This window comes from Nocardia sp. NPDC003482, assembly GCF_053588115.1.
Genome location: NZ_JBSFPI010000017.1, coordinates 93,015 through 110,051, shown reverse-complemented (window position 1 = coordinate 110,051; position 17,037 = coordinate 93,015). Strand labels below are relative to the sequence as shown.

Here is a 17,037-nt window from a genome sequence, read left to right as displayed (position 1 = left end):
CGACTTTTGGTGGGTGGGGGTGTTGCGGCCGGTGCACCGGGAGGGGGCTGGGTTGGTCAGTATCGTGCCGGACAAGACGCTGGCCCCTTCGGGTCGCGGTAGGATCGACCCGAAACGTTCGGAAGGGAGGGCTGTGGTGACTGAGCCGAAAATCCCGGTATGGGAATACAATTCACGGATTGCCGCCGCCGACGACGCCGAAAAGGATGCCGTGCGAGCCGAGCTCTACGCCTCACCGTTCCGGGTCCGGATGTACAACGGCGGCGAGATGACCGCCACCATCGAAAACGCTCGTGCCATCCTCGGATTAAATGATCCCGATCAGGTCCTCGAGATATTCCAGGCATTCGAGGCGGCGGGCGGCCTGGCCTGGGATCCCGAAGCCCGCGTGCACATCGAACTCATGCCCGCGGCCGAATACACGAAGCTGGCAAAACGACCCGATAGCCTGCCGAAAGAGCCGCCCGCCGATTTCGACGGCCAGCCCAAGGAGATGTTCTACCGAACGCAGTCCTAGTTTGCCCGGAAGGCGCGCCCGTCGATCGATGGCCCATCCCGCCGGATTCTGCCGAATGCCCCGGCGGGATGGGTAGATCCACCACCCACGGCCTCAGCCTGATCGATCAAGCCCTATTGTAAAGGGATGTCACCCCATTGGGCCCGACCTCGGTGCAGCGCCACTGGCCTACCTCCCACGGGTGGGTGAATTCCCGCCAGGTGATCCAGTTTTCGCAGGCCTCTTTGCTGCTGAAGAGCTCCGGAGGCGGTGCGTCGATGAACCGGGGCTCCGCGCCGACGGAAGTCTTGTGATCATCGAAAACGCTGGATGCCAGCGTGTTTGACGTAGGGGAGGCATCTAACGGTGCGGCCCAGGCATTCACCGTTGCCCCACAGAGCAATGCGCCCGTGGCCGCCAGGGAGGCGGCGTACGTGGCGAATTTGCGAATGAGCATGGCTGTATTCCTCTACTCGACGTTCATTTGAGACGAGTCCCCCCGGGGAATTCAAAATTGCCGACACTCGCTTCGACGCAAGGGATGGTGTGTTTGGTTCCCTGCGGCTTTTGTGACGTGCGTCATATTCGAGGGATGAGTGATTCGAATTGAGATGCACGAGCTCTATGCCCCCCCCGCCAGAGGTCGGGCAACAGTGGGCGCACAGAGCCTCCGTGAATTACTCCACAGATCGACCTGCGGCTGGCTCAGTTCCTGGCCATCATCCCCAGGAACTCCGCCACTTCCGGCACCGACACGTGGGGCTGCACCTCGGTCGCCATGGCGTCGAGTTTGTGGGTGATTCGGGTGGAGGTGATGTGTCGGATGAGCGCGAAATTGTCCGTGAGTAGTCGGCAGCCCTCGGCGATCTCGCCCGCGCGGATCAGGTTTCGGGCGAGTTGTACGTACCACTCGGCTTGTTCGCGGGGCCAGGGTGACGAGCCCTCGATGGCCGCGCGGATGCCACGGGAGGCGGCGGCGTGTTCACCCAGATACATGTGGGCGATGCCCGTCATTCCGCTGAGTAGCGCCTCGGGGAGATAGACCCACTCCGGATCGATGCCGCGCGTGGACCCGTACGCGCGATGCGCGCGGCTCAGCGCATCGGTGATGAGTGACTTGCTGGCCTGCGGATCATGCATGCCCAGGGCGTCCGCTTCTCGAATCGCCATGAGCGACCGCAGTTTCGGCCCGCCGTGGCTCATGGCGGCCCGGGAAGCGGTCTGTGCGTATTGCACGGCCTGGTTGGTTCCGGCGCCGACGCCCCCGTGCCATTCGCTCAGCAGACAACTGGCGTTGCCGAGGGCATGGGCGGTGGCGATGCCATCGCCCGCCGCCGTGGCGGCCTGAACCGCACTCGCGTAGTACCGGCGAGCCTTGTCGAGGCGGCCCGCGTCGTAGTGAACCCAGCCCGCCGCCGTCATCATCTCGGCGGCGGCGCTGTGGAGCGACCGCCCGACCGCCTCGGTGCAGCTGGCGGTGTCGAGCAATCGCTCAACATAGCGCACACCGCTGGCCGCCAGCGGACACAGCCGATCACCGCCGACGAGAAGGTCCAGCTCATGAATCTCGTTGGTACCGGCCGCGATTTCGGCCACGTCCCCGGCGCCGATCCGAACACCAGCGGAGGAGGTCGAGGCGGCGGCCGCGCCCCCGGCAGCCGTCGTCACCGCCCCCAAGGTGCCCGCCCGTAGGAAGTTGCGACGGTCCACATCCGCCTCCTCGTTCGACTCCACCACCAGTATGGCAAGCGGGATGCACGGGCAACCGACACAGAACGCGCACCTCAAACGTCGCTCGTAGCGGTTGTTGCTCCTATACGGAAGGCGTATAGCCTTTGGAAAACAATGTTGATACGGTCCCCTCTGATCAGAGCAAAGGGGTGCACTAGCCGACTTCGGGGGCATTTATGGCGCGGGGATCGAAAACGCATCGCTATTGCATCCGTTGTGGTACCCGGCTCAGTAGTTACAATGCCCAAACCACCTGCGCTGCTTGTGATGCCGCGTCTCGCGCGGAGACGGCTCACCCGCCTCGGGTCCCGCGCGAATTCTGGCAGACCGATCAGATGCGCGATGCGCTCCGAAGCAGGCATATCGGTCGTGTCATCGCTGTCTACCGCCGACATCCCTGGCACTCGCGGCCGTTGTCACAGGAGTTGGTGGCGACCTGGCTCGGCATGACGCAGGCTCAGCTCAGTCGGGTCGAGAACAAAGCGGCGCCGGAACAGCTTTCCCGACTCGTCCATTGGGCGGAAGTCCTTCGGATTCCGGGCGAGCTGTTGTGGTTCGCGCTGCCGAAGTCGACGGCCATCGAGGCGGCGAGGGCACCCGAGCGTGACGACGAGTCGGAGATCCGGCTGGCGCACTCGTTACTCACCGGGTCCGAAAACGATTCGTCAGATAGCGATTTCGGTGAGATCGGAGCGAAGCTCGCTGATGCCTACCGCTGTTTCGACGGCCCGATCGTCGACTTCCTGCGCGAGCAACTGGCGCTCTGCAAACGGATCGATGGCGCGCACGGCCCAACGGCCGCGCTTCCGCGTGCGCTCAACATCGTGGCCGCTACCCGACGACAGACAGGAGACGCGAAGCCCGATGCTCGTCCGTCGCTCCTGACGTTGGGTGCCGACGGCGCCGAGTTCATCGGCTGGCTCTACCGGGACCTCCGGCGACCTCTTGCTGCCGGATACTGGTACGACCGTGCGATCGAAATGGCCCAGGAGGCAGGGGATCTGCCTATGCAGGGCTATGTACTTCTCAGAAAATCGCAGATGGCGTACGACGACCGCGACAGCGTCCGTGTGCTCACCTTCGCACAGGCGGCCGACCGCGGCCCGTGGCGTCTTCCGATCACCATCAGAGCGGAGGTCGTGCAACAAGAAGCTCGCGGCTTGGCCATGCAGGGCGCGACATTCGATGTCATCGCGCGGAAGCTCGACGAAGCCGACGAGCTGCGCGCCGCGCGGCCGTCCGGTTCCGAAGGCGGCGATGTCCACACCCACCTGTTACGCGCGGCCAGCTGCTACCTCGAAGCGGGGAAGCCCGCGAAGGCAGCCGCCCTCTTCGCGACCGTCCTCGAGAGCACCGATTTGTCGGGCCGCGACGAAGGCTATTTTCGTGCTCGGCGAGCCACCGCCCTGGCGCTCAGTGGCGAGCCGGATGGCGCTGCGGCCGAAGGGCTTGCCGCCATGCGCCGAGCCACCGAGAAGCAATCCGTTCGTACCAGAGAAGAACTGCTGCGCGCGGTCGAGGCGATGGAACGATGGCGACATCGTCCAGGGCCGAGGGAATTACGCGAGGCTTTGTCGCCCGACCACGGCTAGTTCGCCAGCCAGCCTCGCACGCTCTCGATGACGAAGGCTTGCCACTTCTGGCTCTGGGGATTCAGGTACAGCGGATCGTCGTGGACCGCGAATCCGTGCTGTGCACCTTCGATTTCGACCAGGCGGTGTTCCACCCGCAGATGTTCGGCCGCTTTTCGAGCGGACTCCACCGGTACGAAGGTGTCCGCTGTGCCTTGCACGATGAGCGTGGGCGAAACGATCTCGGCGACTGCCTGATCGGGTCGGATCCAGAACACTTCGTTGAGGAATGCCCGGCTGTGCAGGACAGGGTAGCGGTGTTCCAGATACCGTTGTTTCTTGAGTAACGCCGCCGCCTCCTCGGTCAGGTGATCGCCGTCCCAGTGCGGCTTCTGGTCGATGTAACGGTCCTTGTAGTCGAGCTGTGGATTCAGGAGCACGAGCCGTTCCAACTCGCTGGGCCGTTTGGCGGCGTAGTAGGCGGCCAGACCACCGCCGAAACTGGTGCCGATGAGATGGATCGCCGATACATCCGTCTCGAGGCACAGATGCGCGATTGCGACTCGAATGTCGTTGAGGTGCGCGGCAAGTGACGATTCCTCCGGCCGGCCTTCGCTCTCCCCGTGGCCACGGAGGTCGTAGCGGAGCGAAGCGACCCCACTGTCGGCCAGTCCCTCCGCCAAGCGAGTGAAGAAGCCGCCCTCTTCCCTGGTCACGCCGCCGCCATGCACCAATACCGCCGCCGAAGATCGATGCCGCGAAGGGAAGACGAGGGTTCCGGAAAGGCGCAGGCCGTCGAGAGTTCGAAAGGTGGTGGCGCTGCTGAGCGGAGGCACGATCCCAGTGAAGCAGATCGTGCCGGGCAATGGCGGGAATCTAGGTACCGAGCGGGCATGCGTCGCGTGCATATGGTGCCGTGCTGAGGCGGTATGGCTTCTCGCGTGGCCCGATATCAAGCTTCTACCCGAAGGCGACGTTTCATCGACGAAATGCCCAGGGAGGCAACGATGATCGGGCAACAGGCATGTCACATTCATATCGAAAGCGGCGCTCTGACTCTGGACTATCGCGCATGTCCCGCACAGGCGCGGAGCGTTGCCGAACAGTTGAGCCGGGGAACCTTCGGCGTCTCGGTGACCGTCGATGAATTCGTGACCGAGGATCTCCCGCAGTTGCCGTGCGCTCGGTTGTGGCACTGATACTTCGAACGAAAGGAAACGATATGGTGGCCGAGGGTTCCACGCTGGCAATCCGCGCGCTCGGTCGAGAGCTGCGTGAGTTGCGAGAACGGGCCGACATCAGTCAGGCGCAGGCTGCTCGCTGGCTCGGAATTTCGCCGGAGACCATGGGCCGGTTGGAGGAGGGACTGTCGCAGCGTTCGGCCACCGACCTGTACATGAACACGCTGTGCGACCGCTATGGCGTGACGCATGAGAAACGTCTGGTCATTCTCACGCTGGCACAAGAGGTTCGGTCGATCGCGGCGCATGGGGGACGTTGGTGGCGGGCGCATGCCGATGTGGGCTCGAACGGCTTCGATCATCGCGCGTCACTCGAGAAGGCCGCCACGCAACTGACGGTCTGGCAAGTGATGCTCGTGCCGGAGATCGTGCAGACGCCGGACTATCGGCGCACGATCGAGTGGGCGCTGTGCCCCAACCACCCGACCGAGGAGATCGAGAAACGAATCGAAAAGTCGATGGCGCGGCAGAAACGGCTCGAGCATCCCGGCTTCACCGTTGAGATTCTGTTGTGCGAGGCCGTTGTCCGTGCCCAATTGGGGGGCCCGGCCGTGATGAGTGAACAACGTCGGTATCTGATGGAGGTCGCTCAGCGACCCAATGTGTCGGTACGTGTGGTCCCCCTCGACGCCCCCAGCCAGATCGGAGCCGTGGCGGGCTCGTTCACCTTTCTCGAATTCCCGATGCGAATCCAATCGAAGCTCACTGAGCCGCCTATCGTCCACGTCGAGGGATACGTCGGAGATCTGTATCTGGAACGTGCCGCCGAAGTCCGCCGCTACCGGTCCGTCCTCACTGAACTTCGTCGAGTGGCGCTGAGTGAAAGCGACTCCAGCGCATTGATCCTGAGCTGCGATCAACCCTCTCCGAATGAGACCCGCTCCACCGCAACCAAACTCGCCAAGAACAACCCCACATTATCCCGCACGAACTCATCTCGCGGATAACCCTCAGGATCCCGAATCCAAGCCGCCACCGTCTCCCCGAACCCCGCCACCAGAAACCGCTCGGTGAGGTCGACCCTTCGGGGGAGGCATCGGGTGGCTGATGCACCCGCAGTACCTCGGCGAAGGACTCCACGTAATCCTCCGCGCGAACCGAGCGACGGCGCGCGATGCCGGGGTGGGCGTAGGTCCTGGTGGACAGGAAGCGGCCGCGGGCGGGGTCGGCGAGGAAGAAGTTCACGATTGCCTCGACGACCGCGGGCACCCCCGCCTACGTTCGCTTCGTCGCCGCCTCGCGCATGTGCCCCCGGCCGACACTCGTCCCAGGATCCTACCTTCGAGAAACAGTCGTTTCCCGATACGAGGACGGATGACCTCCATGCTGGCGCGCGACGACGACGAGGCGGCGGGGACGGCCCCCGGAGATCTTCCCCCTCCGCCTATCTGACGAATCGAGCGAACCCACCCGCCCCGGGCGGGACAATGGAGCCGACCCCGTTCGACTGCATTGGAGCTCGTGATGACCGACCGGAAATCGTTCGACTACGTCGTCGTGGGGGCGGGCAGCGCGGGGTGCGTGCTCGCCAACCGGCTCACCGAGGACTCGTCGGTCAGCGTGCTGCTGCTCGAGGCCGGGCCCGCCGACGACGCCGACGAGATCCACATTCCCGCCGCGTGGGGGAAACTCATTCGGACGCAATGGGATTGGCGCTACGAGACCACCCCCCAGAAACATCTCGGCGGACAGCGGTCGTACTGGCCGCGGATGAAGGCGCTCGGCGGATGCTCGTCGATGAACGCCATGATCTACATCCGCGGCAATCGCGCCGACTACGACGACTGGCGGCGGGACTTCGGCGCGGTCGGATGGACCTACGAGGATGTGCTGCCCTACTTCGTGCGGGCGGAGACCAACACCGGGCTGCGCTCGCCGTACCACGGCACCGACGGCCCGCTGCACGTCGAGAACCTGCGCTACGCGCACGAGTTGACCGACGCCTGGGTGTCCGCCGCGGCGGCCGCCGGGCTGCCGCGCACCGACGACTTCAACGGCGCCGAGCAGGACGGCGTGGGCCGCTACCAGGTGACCCACAAGCGGGGTCGGCGGTGGTCCACCGCGGACGGCTATCTGCGTCCGGTGCTGTCGCGTCCCAATCTCACCGTGCGCACCCGCGCGCACGCGACCCGCATCCGGTTCGAGGGCACCCGCGCGGTCGGCGTCGAGTACCGGAACGGTACGGGAGAACACACGGTTTTCGCCGAGGCCGAGGTGCTGCTCTGCGGCGGAGCCGTGAACTCACCCCAGCTACTGCTGTTGTCCGGGGTGGGTCCGGGTGCGCAACTGCGCGAGTACGGGATCGACGTGGTCGCCGACCTGCCCGGGGTGGGGGAGAACCTGCACGACCATCCGGTCACCCCGGTGCTCTGGCACACCCGCGACACCACCGACCTGGCCCAGTTCGAGACGCCCGCCCGGCTGGCGCAGTGGCAGGCGCTGCGGCGCGGGCCGCTGGTCTCCAATGTCGGCGAGGGCGGCGGTTTCACCCGCACCGATCCGGCGTTGCCCGCGCCGGACATGCAGTTCCACGTCGCGCCAACGGCCTTCTACGACAACGGATTTCACGAGAACCAGGCCCCGGCGTTCACGGCCGGAGCCACCCTGGTCCAGGTGCACAGCCGGGGACGGCTGCGGTTGCGGTCGGCCGATCCGCTGTGGAAACCGGAGATCGACCCGGCCTACCTGTCCGACCCCCGGGACATGGACACCCTGGTGGCCGGGATCCGGATCCTCGTCGACATCGCGCACCGGCAGCCGCTGGCGAAGTACCTGGCCCGCCCGTTCCTGCCCGAGGCCCTCGACGCGCTGAACGAGGACCGGCTGCGCGCGCACATCGAGCGCTGGACCCAGACGCTGTTCCATCCGGTCGGCACCTGCGCCATGGGCACCGGGGAGACGGCGGTGGTCGATCCGGAACTGCGCGTGCACGGGGTCGAGGGCCTGCGGGTGGTGGACGCCTCGGTCATGCCGCGGATCCCGCGCGGCAACACCAACGCACCCGTCGTCATGATCGGGGAGAAGGCCGCCGATCTGATTCGTGGCCGCGATACCGGTATCGCGGCCGTCCCCGCCGCGAAGGAGGCCGGTCGATGACCACCACCAGCGAAACACGTTCCGCCGCTACGCATTCCACCTTCGAGGTGCGCAATCCGGGGACCGGCGATCTGGTCGGCACCTATCCGGTGCACACGGCCGAGGACGCGCTCGCCGCCGTCGAGCGGGCGCGCACCGCGTTCGTCTGGTGGTCCGGGATCGGCTATCGCGAACGGGCCGAACGGCTTTCGCGGTATGCCGGGGTGCTGGCTCGGCGGTTGGGGCAGATCGGGGCGCTCATCCACGACGAGACCGGTAAGCCGTATTCGGACGCGGCGCTGGAACCGGCGCTGGCGTTGGAACATCTGAAGTGGGCCGGGCGCAATGCCGAGAAGGTCTTGGGGCGCAAGGGTTCTCGGGTGGGCTTGCTGACCTTCGATCAGGCCGCCTCGGTGGAGTACAAGCCGCTGGGCGTCATCGCGGTGATCGGCCCTTGGAACTATCCGGTGTTCACGCCGCTGGGATCGATCGTCTACGCGCTGGCCGCCGGGAACGCGGTGGTGTTCAAGCCGAGCGAGTTCAGTCCCGGCGTCGGGAAATGGCTGGTGGACATGTTCGCGGAGGTGGTGCCCGAACAGCCGGTGCTGCAACTGCTCACCGGGGACGGCGCGACCGGGGCCGCGTTGTGCCGAGCCGGGGTGGACAAGGTCGCGTTCACCGGGTCGACCGAGACGGCCAAGCGGGTCATGGCCGTGTGCGCGGAATCGCTCACGCCTATGGTCGCCGAATGCGGCGGCAAGGATGTGCTGCTCGTGGACGCCGACGCGGATCTGGACGACGCCGTGGAGGCGGCGGTGTGGGCGGGGATGTCGAATGCCGGACAATCCTGTGTCGCGACCGAACGCGTCTACGTGCATCGGGCGGTGTACGAGGAGTTCGTGGATCGGCTGGTGACCCGGTCGCGCTCGCTGCGGGCGGGCATCGATGCCGAGGCGCCCATCGGCCCCATCACGATGCCCAAGCAGGTCAATGTGATTCGGCGTCATCTCGAGGACGCCATCGTGCGCGGGGGCCGGGTGCTGACCGGCGGCATCGGCGAGATCCTCGGCCAAGTGGTGCAGCCGACGGTGCTGGTGGACGTGCCCGAGGACGCGCTCGCCGTCACCGAGGAGACCTTCGGGCCGACGCTCACGGTCGCGGCCGTCGACGACATGGACGCCGCGATCGAGCGGGCCAACGCCAGCCGCTACGGCCTGTCGGCCGCGGTGTACTCCAAGGCCCGCGGCAAGGAACTGGCCGAGCGACTGCGCGTCGGCATGGTCAGCGTGAACGCCGTCTTCAACTTCCCCCAGATCGCCTCCCTGCCGTTCGGCGGCGTCGGCGACTCCGGTTTCGGCCGCATCCACGGCCCGGACGGCTTGCGCGAGTTCACCTTCGCCCACGCCGTAGCCCGCCAACGCTTCGGCCCGTTGATGAAACTGACCACCTTCGACCGCACCCCCAAAACCGACGCGTTGATCGAGAAGGCGATGACAATCCTCCACGGCAAGCGCTACTTCGGAGGGTGAGCGCGGTGTCCCCACCTCGGCCGCCAGGCGGCCTCGGCGGGGGAACAAGGGCGACTCTCGAAGGCGTGCCGCGTCGTGCACGAGGACATGAGTGGTGCGGCAACACAGCCGCACCCCTTATTCCCATCTGCACACCTTGCAAGGTGTGCGACGGCGAATAAAAGGTGCGGCTGGGTTGGTGTACCTGGAGGTGGCGGTCAGACTCGGGCGCGGACGGCCTTGTAGATCACCAGGAGGATGACCGCGCCGATGATCGCGCCGAGGATGGCGTGGTTGACCGGTGGGCGGACGTCAAATTTGTGGGGGGCGAAGACGAGGCTGCCCAGGGTGCCGCCGACGTAGCCGCCGACGATGCCGAGGACGATCGTCCAGAGGATGCCGAAGTCCTCTTTGCCGGGGACGATCAGGCGGGCCAACGCTCCCGCTATGAGTCCGATGATGATCATCACGATGATGCTGCCCATGACGTTCGCTCCTCGAGGCAGGCGGATTCGGGCATACCGAAGGTAGCAGGACTACCGGACCCCCGGTGTGTTTGTGTCGCAGTCGTTCTCGAATCACCGAGGACCCGCCGGAACACCACACCGCCGACCCCGGCCGTCGCCTCCGCCGTCGGACCGAAGCCCCATGGACACTGCTGATGGACCCTGAGCCAGATGACTTCACCCGGAAGGCGATCGCGCCTGAACGCCCGGCCCACGGAACCCGCCCGCGAGTCGAGCCGTGCCCGGTTGGTCTCGCCTCGGGCGCGAGAGTCTCGAGAATTGCCCGCGAGTCGTGCTGTGCCCCGGGTGGTCTCGCCTCGGGCGCATAGGTCTCGAGAATCGGCCGCGAGTCGGGCCGTGCGCCGGACGGTCTCGCCTGGGGCGCGCGGGTCTCGAGGATTCGGCCGCGAGTCGAGCTGCACCCCGAACGGTCTCGCCTCGGGTGCGGAGGTACCTGGAATTCGCCCCGAAGCCCAAAACGACCGCGCCCCGGACCCAAGGCCCGGGGCGCGATCGAACAGATCCGACTCAAACGTTCTGCGGAGCGTTCCGAGCGGCCGACCGCACGCCGAAGGCGTACACCACGTCCATCACACCGATGAAGATCAACCACCACCCCACCACCAAGGTGAGCGCGGCGATGGAGTGGATGGGCCATACCACCAGGGCGATGCCGCCGATGATGAGCATGACGCCGAGGAAGATCGACCATCCGCGTCCGGTCTGGCCCGGCGCGCCCTCGGCCCCGGCGATCAGGGCCGTGATGCCGCGGAACATCCAGCTGATGCCGATCCACAACGCCAGCAGCACCAGCGCGTCGCCGATGCTGCGGAAACAGAAGAACGCCAGGATGAAGGACAGCACACCGCTGATGAGTGTCAACACCCGCCAGCCCGTGCTCACGTGCGGCCCGAACGCCGCGACCAATTGCAGAATGCCCGAGACCAACAGGTAGATCCCGAACAGGATGCCCGCCACGACCAGTGTCGGCCCCGGCCAGGCCAGCACCAGAATGCCGACGATCACCGACAGAATGCCGATGACCAGCAACGACTGCCACGCACTGCGAGCCAGCTGGTGCAGCGGACCCTCGTAAACGCTATCGCTGGTTGCCATCCTCGAAGAATAGGACTCCCGCGCCGAAAGATCGGGACATCTCGGTCGTGTTCGTTACACGCGCGCGGTGGCCCTACCCCTATTGGCGCGCGCGAACTGGCCGGGCGGCTGACCTTTCCAGGCCCGGAACGCGGCGGTGAACGCCGAGACGCTGGAATATCCCAGCCGCTCGGCCACATGCTCGACGGTCAGCCCGGCGACCAGCAGTTCCTCGGCGAGCATGCCGACTGTCTCGTTGCTGAGTTCGCGGAACGTGGTGCCCTCGTCGGCGAGTCGGCGGCGCAGCGTGCGGACGCTGATGTCCAGATCGGCGGCGATGCGCGCCTGATCGGCCAGCCCGCCGCGGCGGATCAGCAACTGCCGCACCCGCCCGCTCACCCCCGCCCGGCCGCGCCGATGCTGGATCAGGTCCGCGCACTGCTGTTCGTAATACCGCTGCGTGGACGGATTCGCTTGCGGCAGTGGCATATTCAGCGTGCTCGCGTCCCAGATCATGAGCGAGCGGTCCCGGTCGAACACGATCGTGTCGACGGCCAGCAGCGTGCCGAACATCTCGTAGATGGGATGCGCGCTGATCGACAGCTCCACCCGTTTGGTGGGGATGCGCGAGGGCAGCAGGTCCTGCTGAATGGTGGCCACCGCGGCCACATCCCGTTCGAGCACGAACCGGCGCAGATCCTCGGGGATGAACCGGTCCTCGCGCAGCACCCACACCTCGTCGCCGTGGCTCTCGATCCAGTGCCGGCCGAGGGTCGAGGACAGATCGGCGTAGCGCAGGCCGACCTCGACCGCCTGGCGCAGCGTCGCGCAGCTCATCACCGCGAAGCCGAGCACACCGAAGTTCGGTGCGTGACAGAGCAGTCCGGCCATCAGGCCCAGACCGGGTTCGTCGTCGACGCCGCGAACGACGTTGCGGGTCAACGTGATCTCCTGACCGAGCGTGAGCTCGGAGGTGGGATCGCGCAGTTGTTCGACTCCGATTCCGGTGTCGCGCAACACATCCGGCATCGACATTCCGCGGGTCTCGGCGAAGTCGGCCAGCAGGGCCGCACCGGCGATGGAGCGGAGTCGGAGCGGCTCGTCCGTTGCTCTGTCATCGTCCACACGGAAATCGTCGCAGAATCGGGTGCCCGCGCGTCCCATATTCGCCGATTTGTGGCCCAATGCGCACTGGTCGCCCGACGGAGTTAGCCATACGGTTTCTCTCATGCCGCATCGCGATCGGCGACCCCATTCCACCCGGGCTTTCGTCCACTTCGTCCGGGTGCTGCGCGGTCGCGGTGCGGTTCAACTGAATCATCGACGCGCCGGAGTGAGCCCCGAATGCTGTCCGCTCGTTCGAATTTCGCCAGTTCCCCCGCCATCACCGTCTCCGCTCCCGTGGACGGCCGCCCGCTGGGCGTCGTCTCGCCGTACCCCGCGGCCGCCGTGCACGCGCTGGTGGATCGGCTGCGCGGCGACCAACCCCCTTGGCGCTCATCGGGTGTCGTGGGCCGGGTGCACTGGCTGACCCGATTCCGGGACTGGTTGCTGGACAACCGCGATCATCTGGTGGAACTCCTCGCCGCCGAGACCGGCCGCTCGGCCGCGGCGGTCGTGCGCGAGTTCCGGCTGGCCATCGACGCGGTCGACTATCACCGCACGCACGGCGCCGACTTCCTCGGCGCGCAGTGGACGCGCCCGCCCGGGGTGCCGAACGCCGCGCCGAGTCTGGCGCTGGCGCATCGGCCGTGCGCGGTGACCGGGGTGCTGGCCGGATGGTCCTATCCGCTGGCGACCGCGCTGTTCGCCGCGGTGCCCGCGCTGCTGTCCGGATCGGCTGTGGTGGTGCGGCCCTCGACGGCGACGCCGCTGACCACCCGGGCCGTGCTCGACGGCTGGGCCGCGGTCGGCGCGCCGCCGGTGCTGGCGTTCGCGGTCGGTCCCGAGGCCGGTCCCGCGATCGTGGACACGGTCGACTCGGTGCATTTCACCGGTTCGCCGGAGTCGGGCAAGATCGTCGCGTTGCGTGCCGCCGCCAGGCTTATTCCGTGCCGTTTGGATATCGGTGGCAAATCCTCGGCGATCGTGCTTTCCGACGCGGATCTCGAATGTGCCGCGGTGGGAATCGCTTTGGGCGGATTGGCCGAATCCGGGCAGAACTGTCACAGCGTCGAGCGGGTGTATGTCGCGGCCTCTGTGTACGACGAATTCGTCGAACGGCTGACCGCCGAGGTGCTCGCGTTCGGCGCGGACGAGCCCGACGACACCGGTGCGGAGGTGCTGATCTCGGCCGCCCACGTGGAACAACTCGGCGAACAGGTGCGCGACGCCCTCGCTCGCGGCGCGACCGTGCGCACGGGCGGCGCCGGGGCCGGACAACGTTTCGCGCCCACCGTGCTCACCGATGTCGCGCCGGGCGCGCAGGTGCTGACCCGGCAGACCCTCGGCCCGATCCTGCCGGTCGTCCGGGTCGCCGACGTCGAGCGGGCCGTGTCCGCCGCCAACGAGACGTGCGGGCCGTCGGTCAGCGTGTGGACCGCCGACGAAGCGGTCGCGGCGTATGTCGCGGGCCGACTGCTTGCCGCTCGTGTCGGGCACAACGATGTCGCCGTCCATCTGGTTCCCCCGATTTTTGCGTAAAGCCTTGTGGCAGAAGCGGTTAGTCCCCTGACTTTTATGTAAGACCCTGTGACAGAAGCGGTTCGACTCCGATACTCGCGTAAGTTCCTACGAAAGAGGGTGTTTCGTTTCTCCCACCTTGACGTAAGTCCCTATGAAAGAAGGGGTTTCGTTTCCCCGATCCTCGCGTAAGCCCCTATGGCAGAAGGGGTTTCGCTTCCCCGATCTTCGCGTAAGTCCCAGCGACAGAAGCGGTTTAGTCTCCGGAGGTGGAAGAATGGGTGCCTGGCAGGTTTTCGCGCTGACGATGCTCGTCGTCGCCGCGTCGACCGTCGTGGTCCTGACCGTACGCCCGCGACCCGGTCTCCACGGCCGCACCGTGGCCGAGATCAGCGACCGCATCCTCGCCGAATCCACCACTCCGCACGCCGCCCCCGACCACCCCCTCGCCCTTCCCGAGGCCCACCGCACCATGCAACAACACCTCGACTGCACGGTGGCCGCCTGCGAACGCAAGGCCGCGGCGTACCGCGTCCTGGTCGCCGCGGGCCGACTGCACCCGCGCTGACCGCTGGTTCCCACGGGTCAGCACCGCGGCGGCACCACGCGTGCGCCTCAGGTTCAATGCGTCCATGCGGCAACGGTCCGGCACAGAGGTGGCGTTCCCTTCCTCGGCCAGCGTGGCGCGCACCCACTTGTCGGTATCGGGGCCGGGCAGGTTTACGACGGGGATCGCCACCGCGGGACCGGCCCGGCGCGCTGCACGGGGGCGGAGTCGGCCCCGCGTGAGCGGCCCCACGGATGCTGGTTGCGGGCCGCGCCGCCCGGCCCTACGCGCGGCTCGTCGGACATGGCGTCCACGCGGCTCCGCGTGAACACCTTCGCGGATGTTGGTTGCGAGCCGGGCCGCTTGGCTGTTCGCGCGGCTCGTCGGAGATCGCGTCCCGCGGCTCGGCGTGAACACCCTCGCAGCCGCTGGTTGCGAGCCGCTTGGCTGTACGCGCGGCTCGTCGAACATGGCGTCCATGCGGCTCCGCGTGAACACCTTCGCGGATGTTGGTTGCGAGCCGGGCCGCTTGGCTGTACGCGCGGTTCGTCGGAGTTCGCGTCCACGCGGCTCCGCGTGAACACCCTCGCGGATGCTGGTTGTGGGCCAGGCCGCTTGGCTGTGCGCGCGGCTCGTCGGAGTTCGCGTCCATGCGGCTCCGCCTGAGTGGCCTCGCGGAGGTTGCTTACGGGCCGTGCCGCAAGGCCGTTCGCGTGCGATGCGGTTCGGGCGCGGACCTCCCAGTGGCGGCGCGGCTTTCCAGTGCCGTCGTGGGAAATTCCGGACGCGCCCGCACGCCTGTCGGGGATTCGCCGTTTACCTGGGCAAAATTGGAGCAACAGCGTTTGGTTGGGGAAGGGGTGTGCTTGTGACGACGTTCGAGACTCCCACGCGGCAGTTCTGGCCGAAGGCGGTGCGGGCGTGGCGGGAACGGCGTACCCCGGCGCTGGTGGTGCTGGCCCTGTTGGCGGGTGTGCCCGGGATCGACGCGGCGGTGCACTCGTACGCGTTGCCCGCGGCGCGGTCGGAACTGGGAATGTCCGGGCAGGTCGCGACCGCGGCGGGCGGGGTCGCGCTGCTCACGTCGGCGGCGAGCATCCTGTTCGTGGGGATGCTCGGGGATCGGACCGGGCGGCGGCGAGTGTTGTTGGCGGGGGCGGCGATTCTGGTGGCAGGCGATGTGCTGACCGCGTACGCGGGCGGACCGATGTCGTTTCTGATCGGGCGGGCGCTCACCGGGGTGGGGGTGGCCGCGGTCGCGGGGACGGCGTTGGCGTTGCTGCCCGCGTTGTTCTTTCGGCACGAGTTGCCGTGGGTGTTCGGGTTGTGGCTGGGGATCCAGGCGGTCGGCGTGCTGGGCGGGGGTTTGGCGGGGCAGCTGGCGAGTACCGAAAGCCCTTGGCGCAACGGCTATCTCGTGACGGGGTGGATCACCGTCGCGTTGTGGGCGGCGGCGTGGTGCACGGTTCCCGACGGGCGTGCGGGCGGGTCGCGGCGGCTCGATGTGGGCGGGGCCGTGTTCGCGGCGGTGGCGTTGGTGGCGGCGCTGCTCGCCGTCGGGCGGTCGGCCGATCATTCGTGGGACGAGCCGGGGGTGTTCGGGACGCTGGCCTTCGCGGTGCTGGCCTTCGCCGTGTTCGTGCGCTGGGAGCGGCGGCGCGGGCGGCCCGCTTTCCCGGTGGCGCTGCTGGATTCGCTGCCGTTCGCCGCCGCCTGCCTGGCCGGGGTGGTGTTCGCCTTCGCCGAGGTGGTCTACCTGCGGCAGACCGCGACCCTGCTGGCCGACTACGTCGACGGCCCGGTGCTCACCATCACCCTCGCGGTGGTGCCGCTGTCGCTGGGGATGCTGCTCGGCGCGGTGCTCGGCGGGCAGGCGCAGGAGAACGGCGTGTCGGCGCGCGCGGTGCTGTCCTCGGGCCTGATGTGCTGCGGGCTCGGGCTGCTCATCCTGGTCTTCGTCGGCGAGCGCACCGAACTGTGGGTGCACGCGGCCGCGGGCGCGCTGGTCGGCGTGGGGCTGATGGGGGCGCAGAACGCGCAGTCGGTACTCATCATGTCCGCGGCGTCGCCCGCGCAGGCCGGTGCGGTGGCCGCCGCGAAATTCGGTGTGGCGCAAGTGGGTTACGCGCTGGGGGTGAGCACGCTGGCGCCGCTGGTGGCGGTCTTCCCGACGCCCGGTCCGGCGGGCAGTGTGCGCGCCGACATCCACCACTACACCGAGAGCATGTTCGTCTCGGCGGTCGTGGTGTTCACCGCCGCGCTCGGGGTGATCATTCTCGTGTCGGGCAATCTGGCCCGGGTCGTGGTCCGGACGCCGCTGCCGCATCGGCTCGGCAGCGTGCGGCCGGTGCCGACCCGGCTGTGGTACCGGGGCGCGCGCTGGCACACCGAGCAGTTCGGCACGGCCGTTCCGGATATCGAGATCCCGATTCGGGCCCGGTCGACCGGCGATCTCGCCGCAGCCCTGGATCGGCTCGTCCAGCGGCACACCGCGCGGCCGGTCTCGTTCGATGCGGAATCGGGCATGCGCGCAACGGAATTCGCGTTCGACCGCGCACCAGTCCTGCACGGCGAATCGCGCTGAGCGGTTTCGCCTCCGGCCCGCCACGGCGGTCGCGTTCGACTCGCGCATCGGATTCCCGGCG

General features: G+C 67.4%; 15 protein-coding genes. 9 read left to right on the top strand and 6 right to left on the bottom strand.

The window, feature by feature from the left end; translation table 11 throughout:
- The first annotated feature begins 136 nt into the window (after positions 1-136).
- The gene (locus ACWDSJ_RS25555; RefSeq protein ID WP_450034769.1) at positions 137-517 is read left to right on the top strand and encodes a hypothetical protein; all 381 of its coding nucleotides are present in this window, start codon (positions 137-139) and stop codon (positions 515-517) included.
- A 106-nt stretch (positions 518-623) separates the two neighbouring features.
- Here the strand turns inward: ACWDSJ_RS25555 and ACWDSJ_RS25550 are convergent, their stop codons facing one another.
- Positions 624-953 carry a hypothetical protein gene (locus tag ACWDSJ_RS25550; protein WP_450034767.1) on the bottom strand — a complete coding sequence of 110 codons (330 nt, stop codon included), beginning with the start codon at positions 951-953 and terminating at the stop codon, positions 624-626.
- Between the two features lie 248 nt (positions 954-1,201).
- Positions 1,202-2,230 (bottom strand): hypothetical protein, encoded by a 1,029-nt coding sequence (locus tag ACWDSJ_RS25545; RefSeq protein ID WP_450034765.1) that lies wholly within the window; start codon positions 2,228-2,230, stop codon positions 1,202-1,204.
- A gap of 425 nt (positions 2,231-2,655) precedes the next feature.
- Between ACWDSJ_RS25545 and ACWDSJ_RS25540 the strand changes: the two genes are divergently transcribed.
- Complete coding sequence (locus tag ACWDSJ_RS25540; protein WP_450034764.1) at positions 2,656-3,819, top strand: XRE family transcriptional regulator; 1,164 nt, start codon at positions 2,656-2,658, stop codon at positions 3,817-3,819.
- On the opposite strand, the gene ACWDSJ_RS25535 is transcribed toward ACWDSJ_RS25540, so the two are convergent.
- Positions 3,816-4,664, bottom strand: a complete 849-nt coding sequence (locus tag ACWDSJ_RS25535) for an alpha/beta hydrolase (RefSeq protein WP_450034762.1) — start codon at positions 4,662-4,664, stop codon at positions 3,816-3,818. The two genes, ACWDSJ_RS25540 and ACWDSJ_RS25535, sit on opposite strands and share 4 nt — an antisense overlap.
- 141 nt (positions 4,665-4,805) lie before the next feature.
- On the opposite strand from ACWDSJ_RS25535, the gene ACWDSJ_RS25530 reads away from it, so the two are divergent.
- The 4 genes from ACWDSJ_RS25530 to ACWDSJ_RS25515 all read left to right on the top strand — a co-directional run bounded on the left by ACWDSJ_RS25530 (position 4,806) and on the right by ACWDSJ_RS25515 (position 9,643).
- Positions 4,806-4,997, top strand: coding sequence for a hypothetical protein (locus ACWDSJ_RS25530; RefSeq protein ID WP_450034761.1), 192 nt, complete (start codon positions 4,806-4,808; stop codon positions 4,995-4,997).
- A 23-nt stretch (positions 4,998-5,020) separates the two neighbouring features.
- A complete protein-coding gene (locus ACWDSJ_RS25525) occupies positions 5,021-5,986 on the top strand; it encodes a helix-turn-helix domain-containing protein (RefSeq protein ID WP_450034759.1) in 966 nt (321 codons plus the stop codon).
- A gap of 517 nt (positions 5,987-6,503) precedes the next feature.
- On the top strand, positions 6,504-8,135 hold the full coding sequence (locus tag ACWDSJ_RS25520) for a GMC family oxidoreductase (protein WP_450034758.1): 1,632 nt from the start codon (positions 6,504-6,506) through the stop codon (positions 8,133-8,135).
- A complete protein-coding gene (locus ACWDSJ_RS25515; protein WP_387369801.1) occupies positions 8,132-9,643 on the top strand; it encodes an aldehyde dehydrogenase family protein in 1,512 nt (503 codons plus the stop codon). Before ACWDSJ_RS25520 ends, ACWDSJ_RS25515 begins: the two co-directional genes overlap by 4 nt.
- A 197-nt stretch (positions 9,644-9,840) precedes the next feature.
- Here the strand turns inward: ACWDSJ_RS25515 and ACWDSJ_RS25510 are convergent, their stop codons facing one another.
- The 3 genes from ACWDSJ_RS25510 to ACWDSJ_RS25500 all read right to left on the bottom strand — a co-directional run bounded on the left by ACWDSJ_RS25510 (position 9,841) and on the right by ACWDSJ_RS25500 (position 12,348).
- On the bottom strand, positions 9,841-10,107 hold the full coding sequence (locus ACWDSJ_RS25510) for a GlsB/YeaQ/YmgE family stress response membrane protein (protein ID WP_387369803.1): 267 nt from the start codon (positions 10,105-10,107) through the stop codon (positions 9,841-9,843).
- 549 nt (positions 10,108-10,656) lie between these two features.
- Entirely contained in the window at positions 10,657-11,244 is a 588-nt protein-coding gene (locus ACWDSJ_RS25505; protein ID WP_387369805.1) for an HdeD family acid-resistance protein, read from the bottom strand.
- A gap of 54 nt (positions 11,245-11,298) precedes the next feature.
- Positions 11,299-12,348, bottom strand: a complete 1,050-nt coding sequence (locus tag ACWDSJ_RS25500) for an AraC family transcriptional regulator (protein ID WP_450034756.1) — start codon at positions 12,346-12,348, stop codon at positions 11,299-11,301.
- Positions 12,349-12,567: 219 nt separating this feature from the next.
- Here ACWDSJ_RS25500 and ACWDSJ_RS25495 point away from each other — a divergent pair, with 219 nt between their 5' ends.
- The 3 genes from ACWDSJ_RS25495 (at position 12,568) to ACWDSJ_RS25485 (ending at position 16,976) form a co-directional block, all read left to right on the top strand.
- Positions 12,568-13,866: an aldehyde dehydrogenase family protein gene (locus tag ACWDSJ_RS25495; protein WP_450034755.1), complete on the top strand. Its 1,299-nt coding sequence runs from the start codon at positions 12,568-12,570 to the stop codon at positions 13,864-13,866.
- Between the two features lie 256 nt (positions 13,867-14,122).
- Positions 14,123-14,413 (top strand): hypothetical protein, encoded by a 291-nt coding sequence (locus tag ACWDSJ_RS25490; RefSeq protein WP_450034753.1) that lies wholly within the window; start codon positions 14,123-14,125, stop codon positions 14,411-14,413.
- Between the two features lie 847 nt (positions 14,414-15,260).
- Entirely contained in the window at positions 15,261-16,976 is a 1,716-nt protein-coding gene (locus ACWDSJ_RS25485) for an MFS transporter (protein ID WP_450034752.1), read from the top strand.
- The last annotated feature ends 61 nt before the right edge of the window (positions 16,977-17,037 follow it).

What these genes read in the sequence shown, in the direction of transcription:
- ACWDSJ_RS25530 (WP_450034761.1), top strand. Translation starts at nt 4,806, where the DNA reads ATGATCGGGCAACAGGCATGTCACATTCATATCGAAAGCGGCGCTCTG.
- ACWDSJ_RS25515 (WP_387369801.1), top strand. Translation starts at nt 8,132, where the DNA reads ATGACCACCACCAGCGAAACACGTTCCGCCGCTACGCATTCCACCTTC.
- ACWDSJ_RS25525 (WP_450034759.1), top strand. Translation starts at nt 5,021, where the DNA reads ATGGTGGCCGAGGGTTCCACGCTGGCAATCCGCGCGCTCGGTCGAGAG.
- ACWDSJ_RS25505 (WP_387369805.1), bottom strand. Translation starts at nt 11,244, where the DNA reads ATGGCAACCAGCGATAGCGTTTACGAGGGTCCGCTGCACCAGCTGGCT.
- ACWDSJ_RS25520 (WP_450034758.1), top strand. Translation starts at nt 6,504, where the DNA reads ATGACCGACCGGAAATCGTTCGACTACGTCGTCGTGGGGGCGGGCAGC.
- ACWDSJ_RS25510 (WP_387369803.1), bottom strand. Translation starts at nt 10,107, where the DNA reads ATGGGCAGCATCATCGTGATGATCATCATCGGACTCATAGCGGGAGCG.
- ACWDSJ_RS25495 (WP_450034755.1), top strand. Translation starts at nt 12,568, where the DNA reads ATGCTGTCCGCTCGTTCGAATTTCGCCAGTTCCCCCGCCATCACCGTC.
- ACWDSJ_RS25490 (WP_450034753.1), top strand. Translation starts at nt 14,123, where the DNA reads ATGGGTGCCTGGCAGGTTTTCGCGCTGACGATGCTCGTCGTCGCCGCG.
- ACWDSJ_RS25550 (WP_450034767.1), bottom strand. Translation starts at nt 953, where the DNA reads ATGCTCATTCGCAAATTCGCCACGTACGCCGCCTCCCTGGCGGCCACG.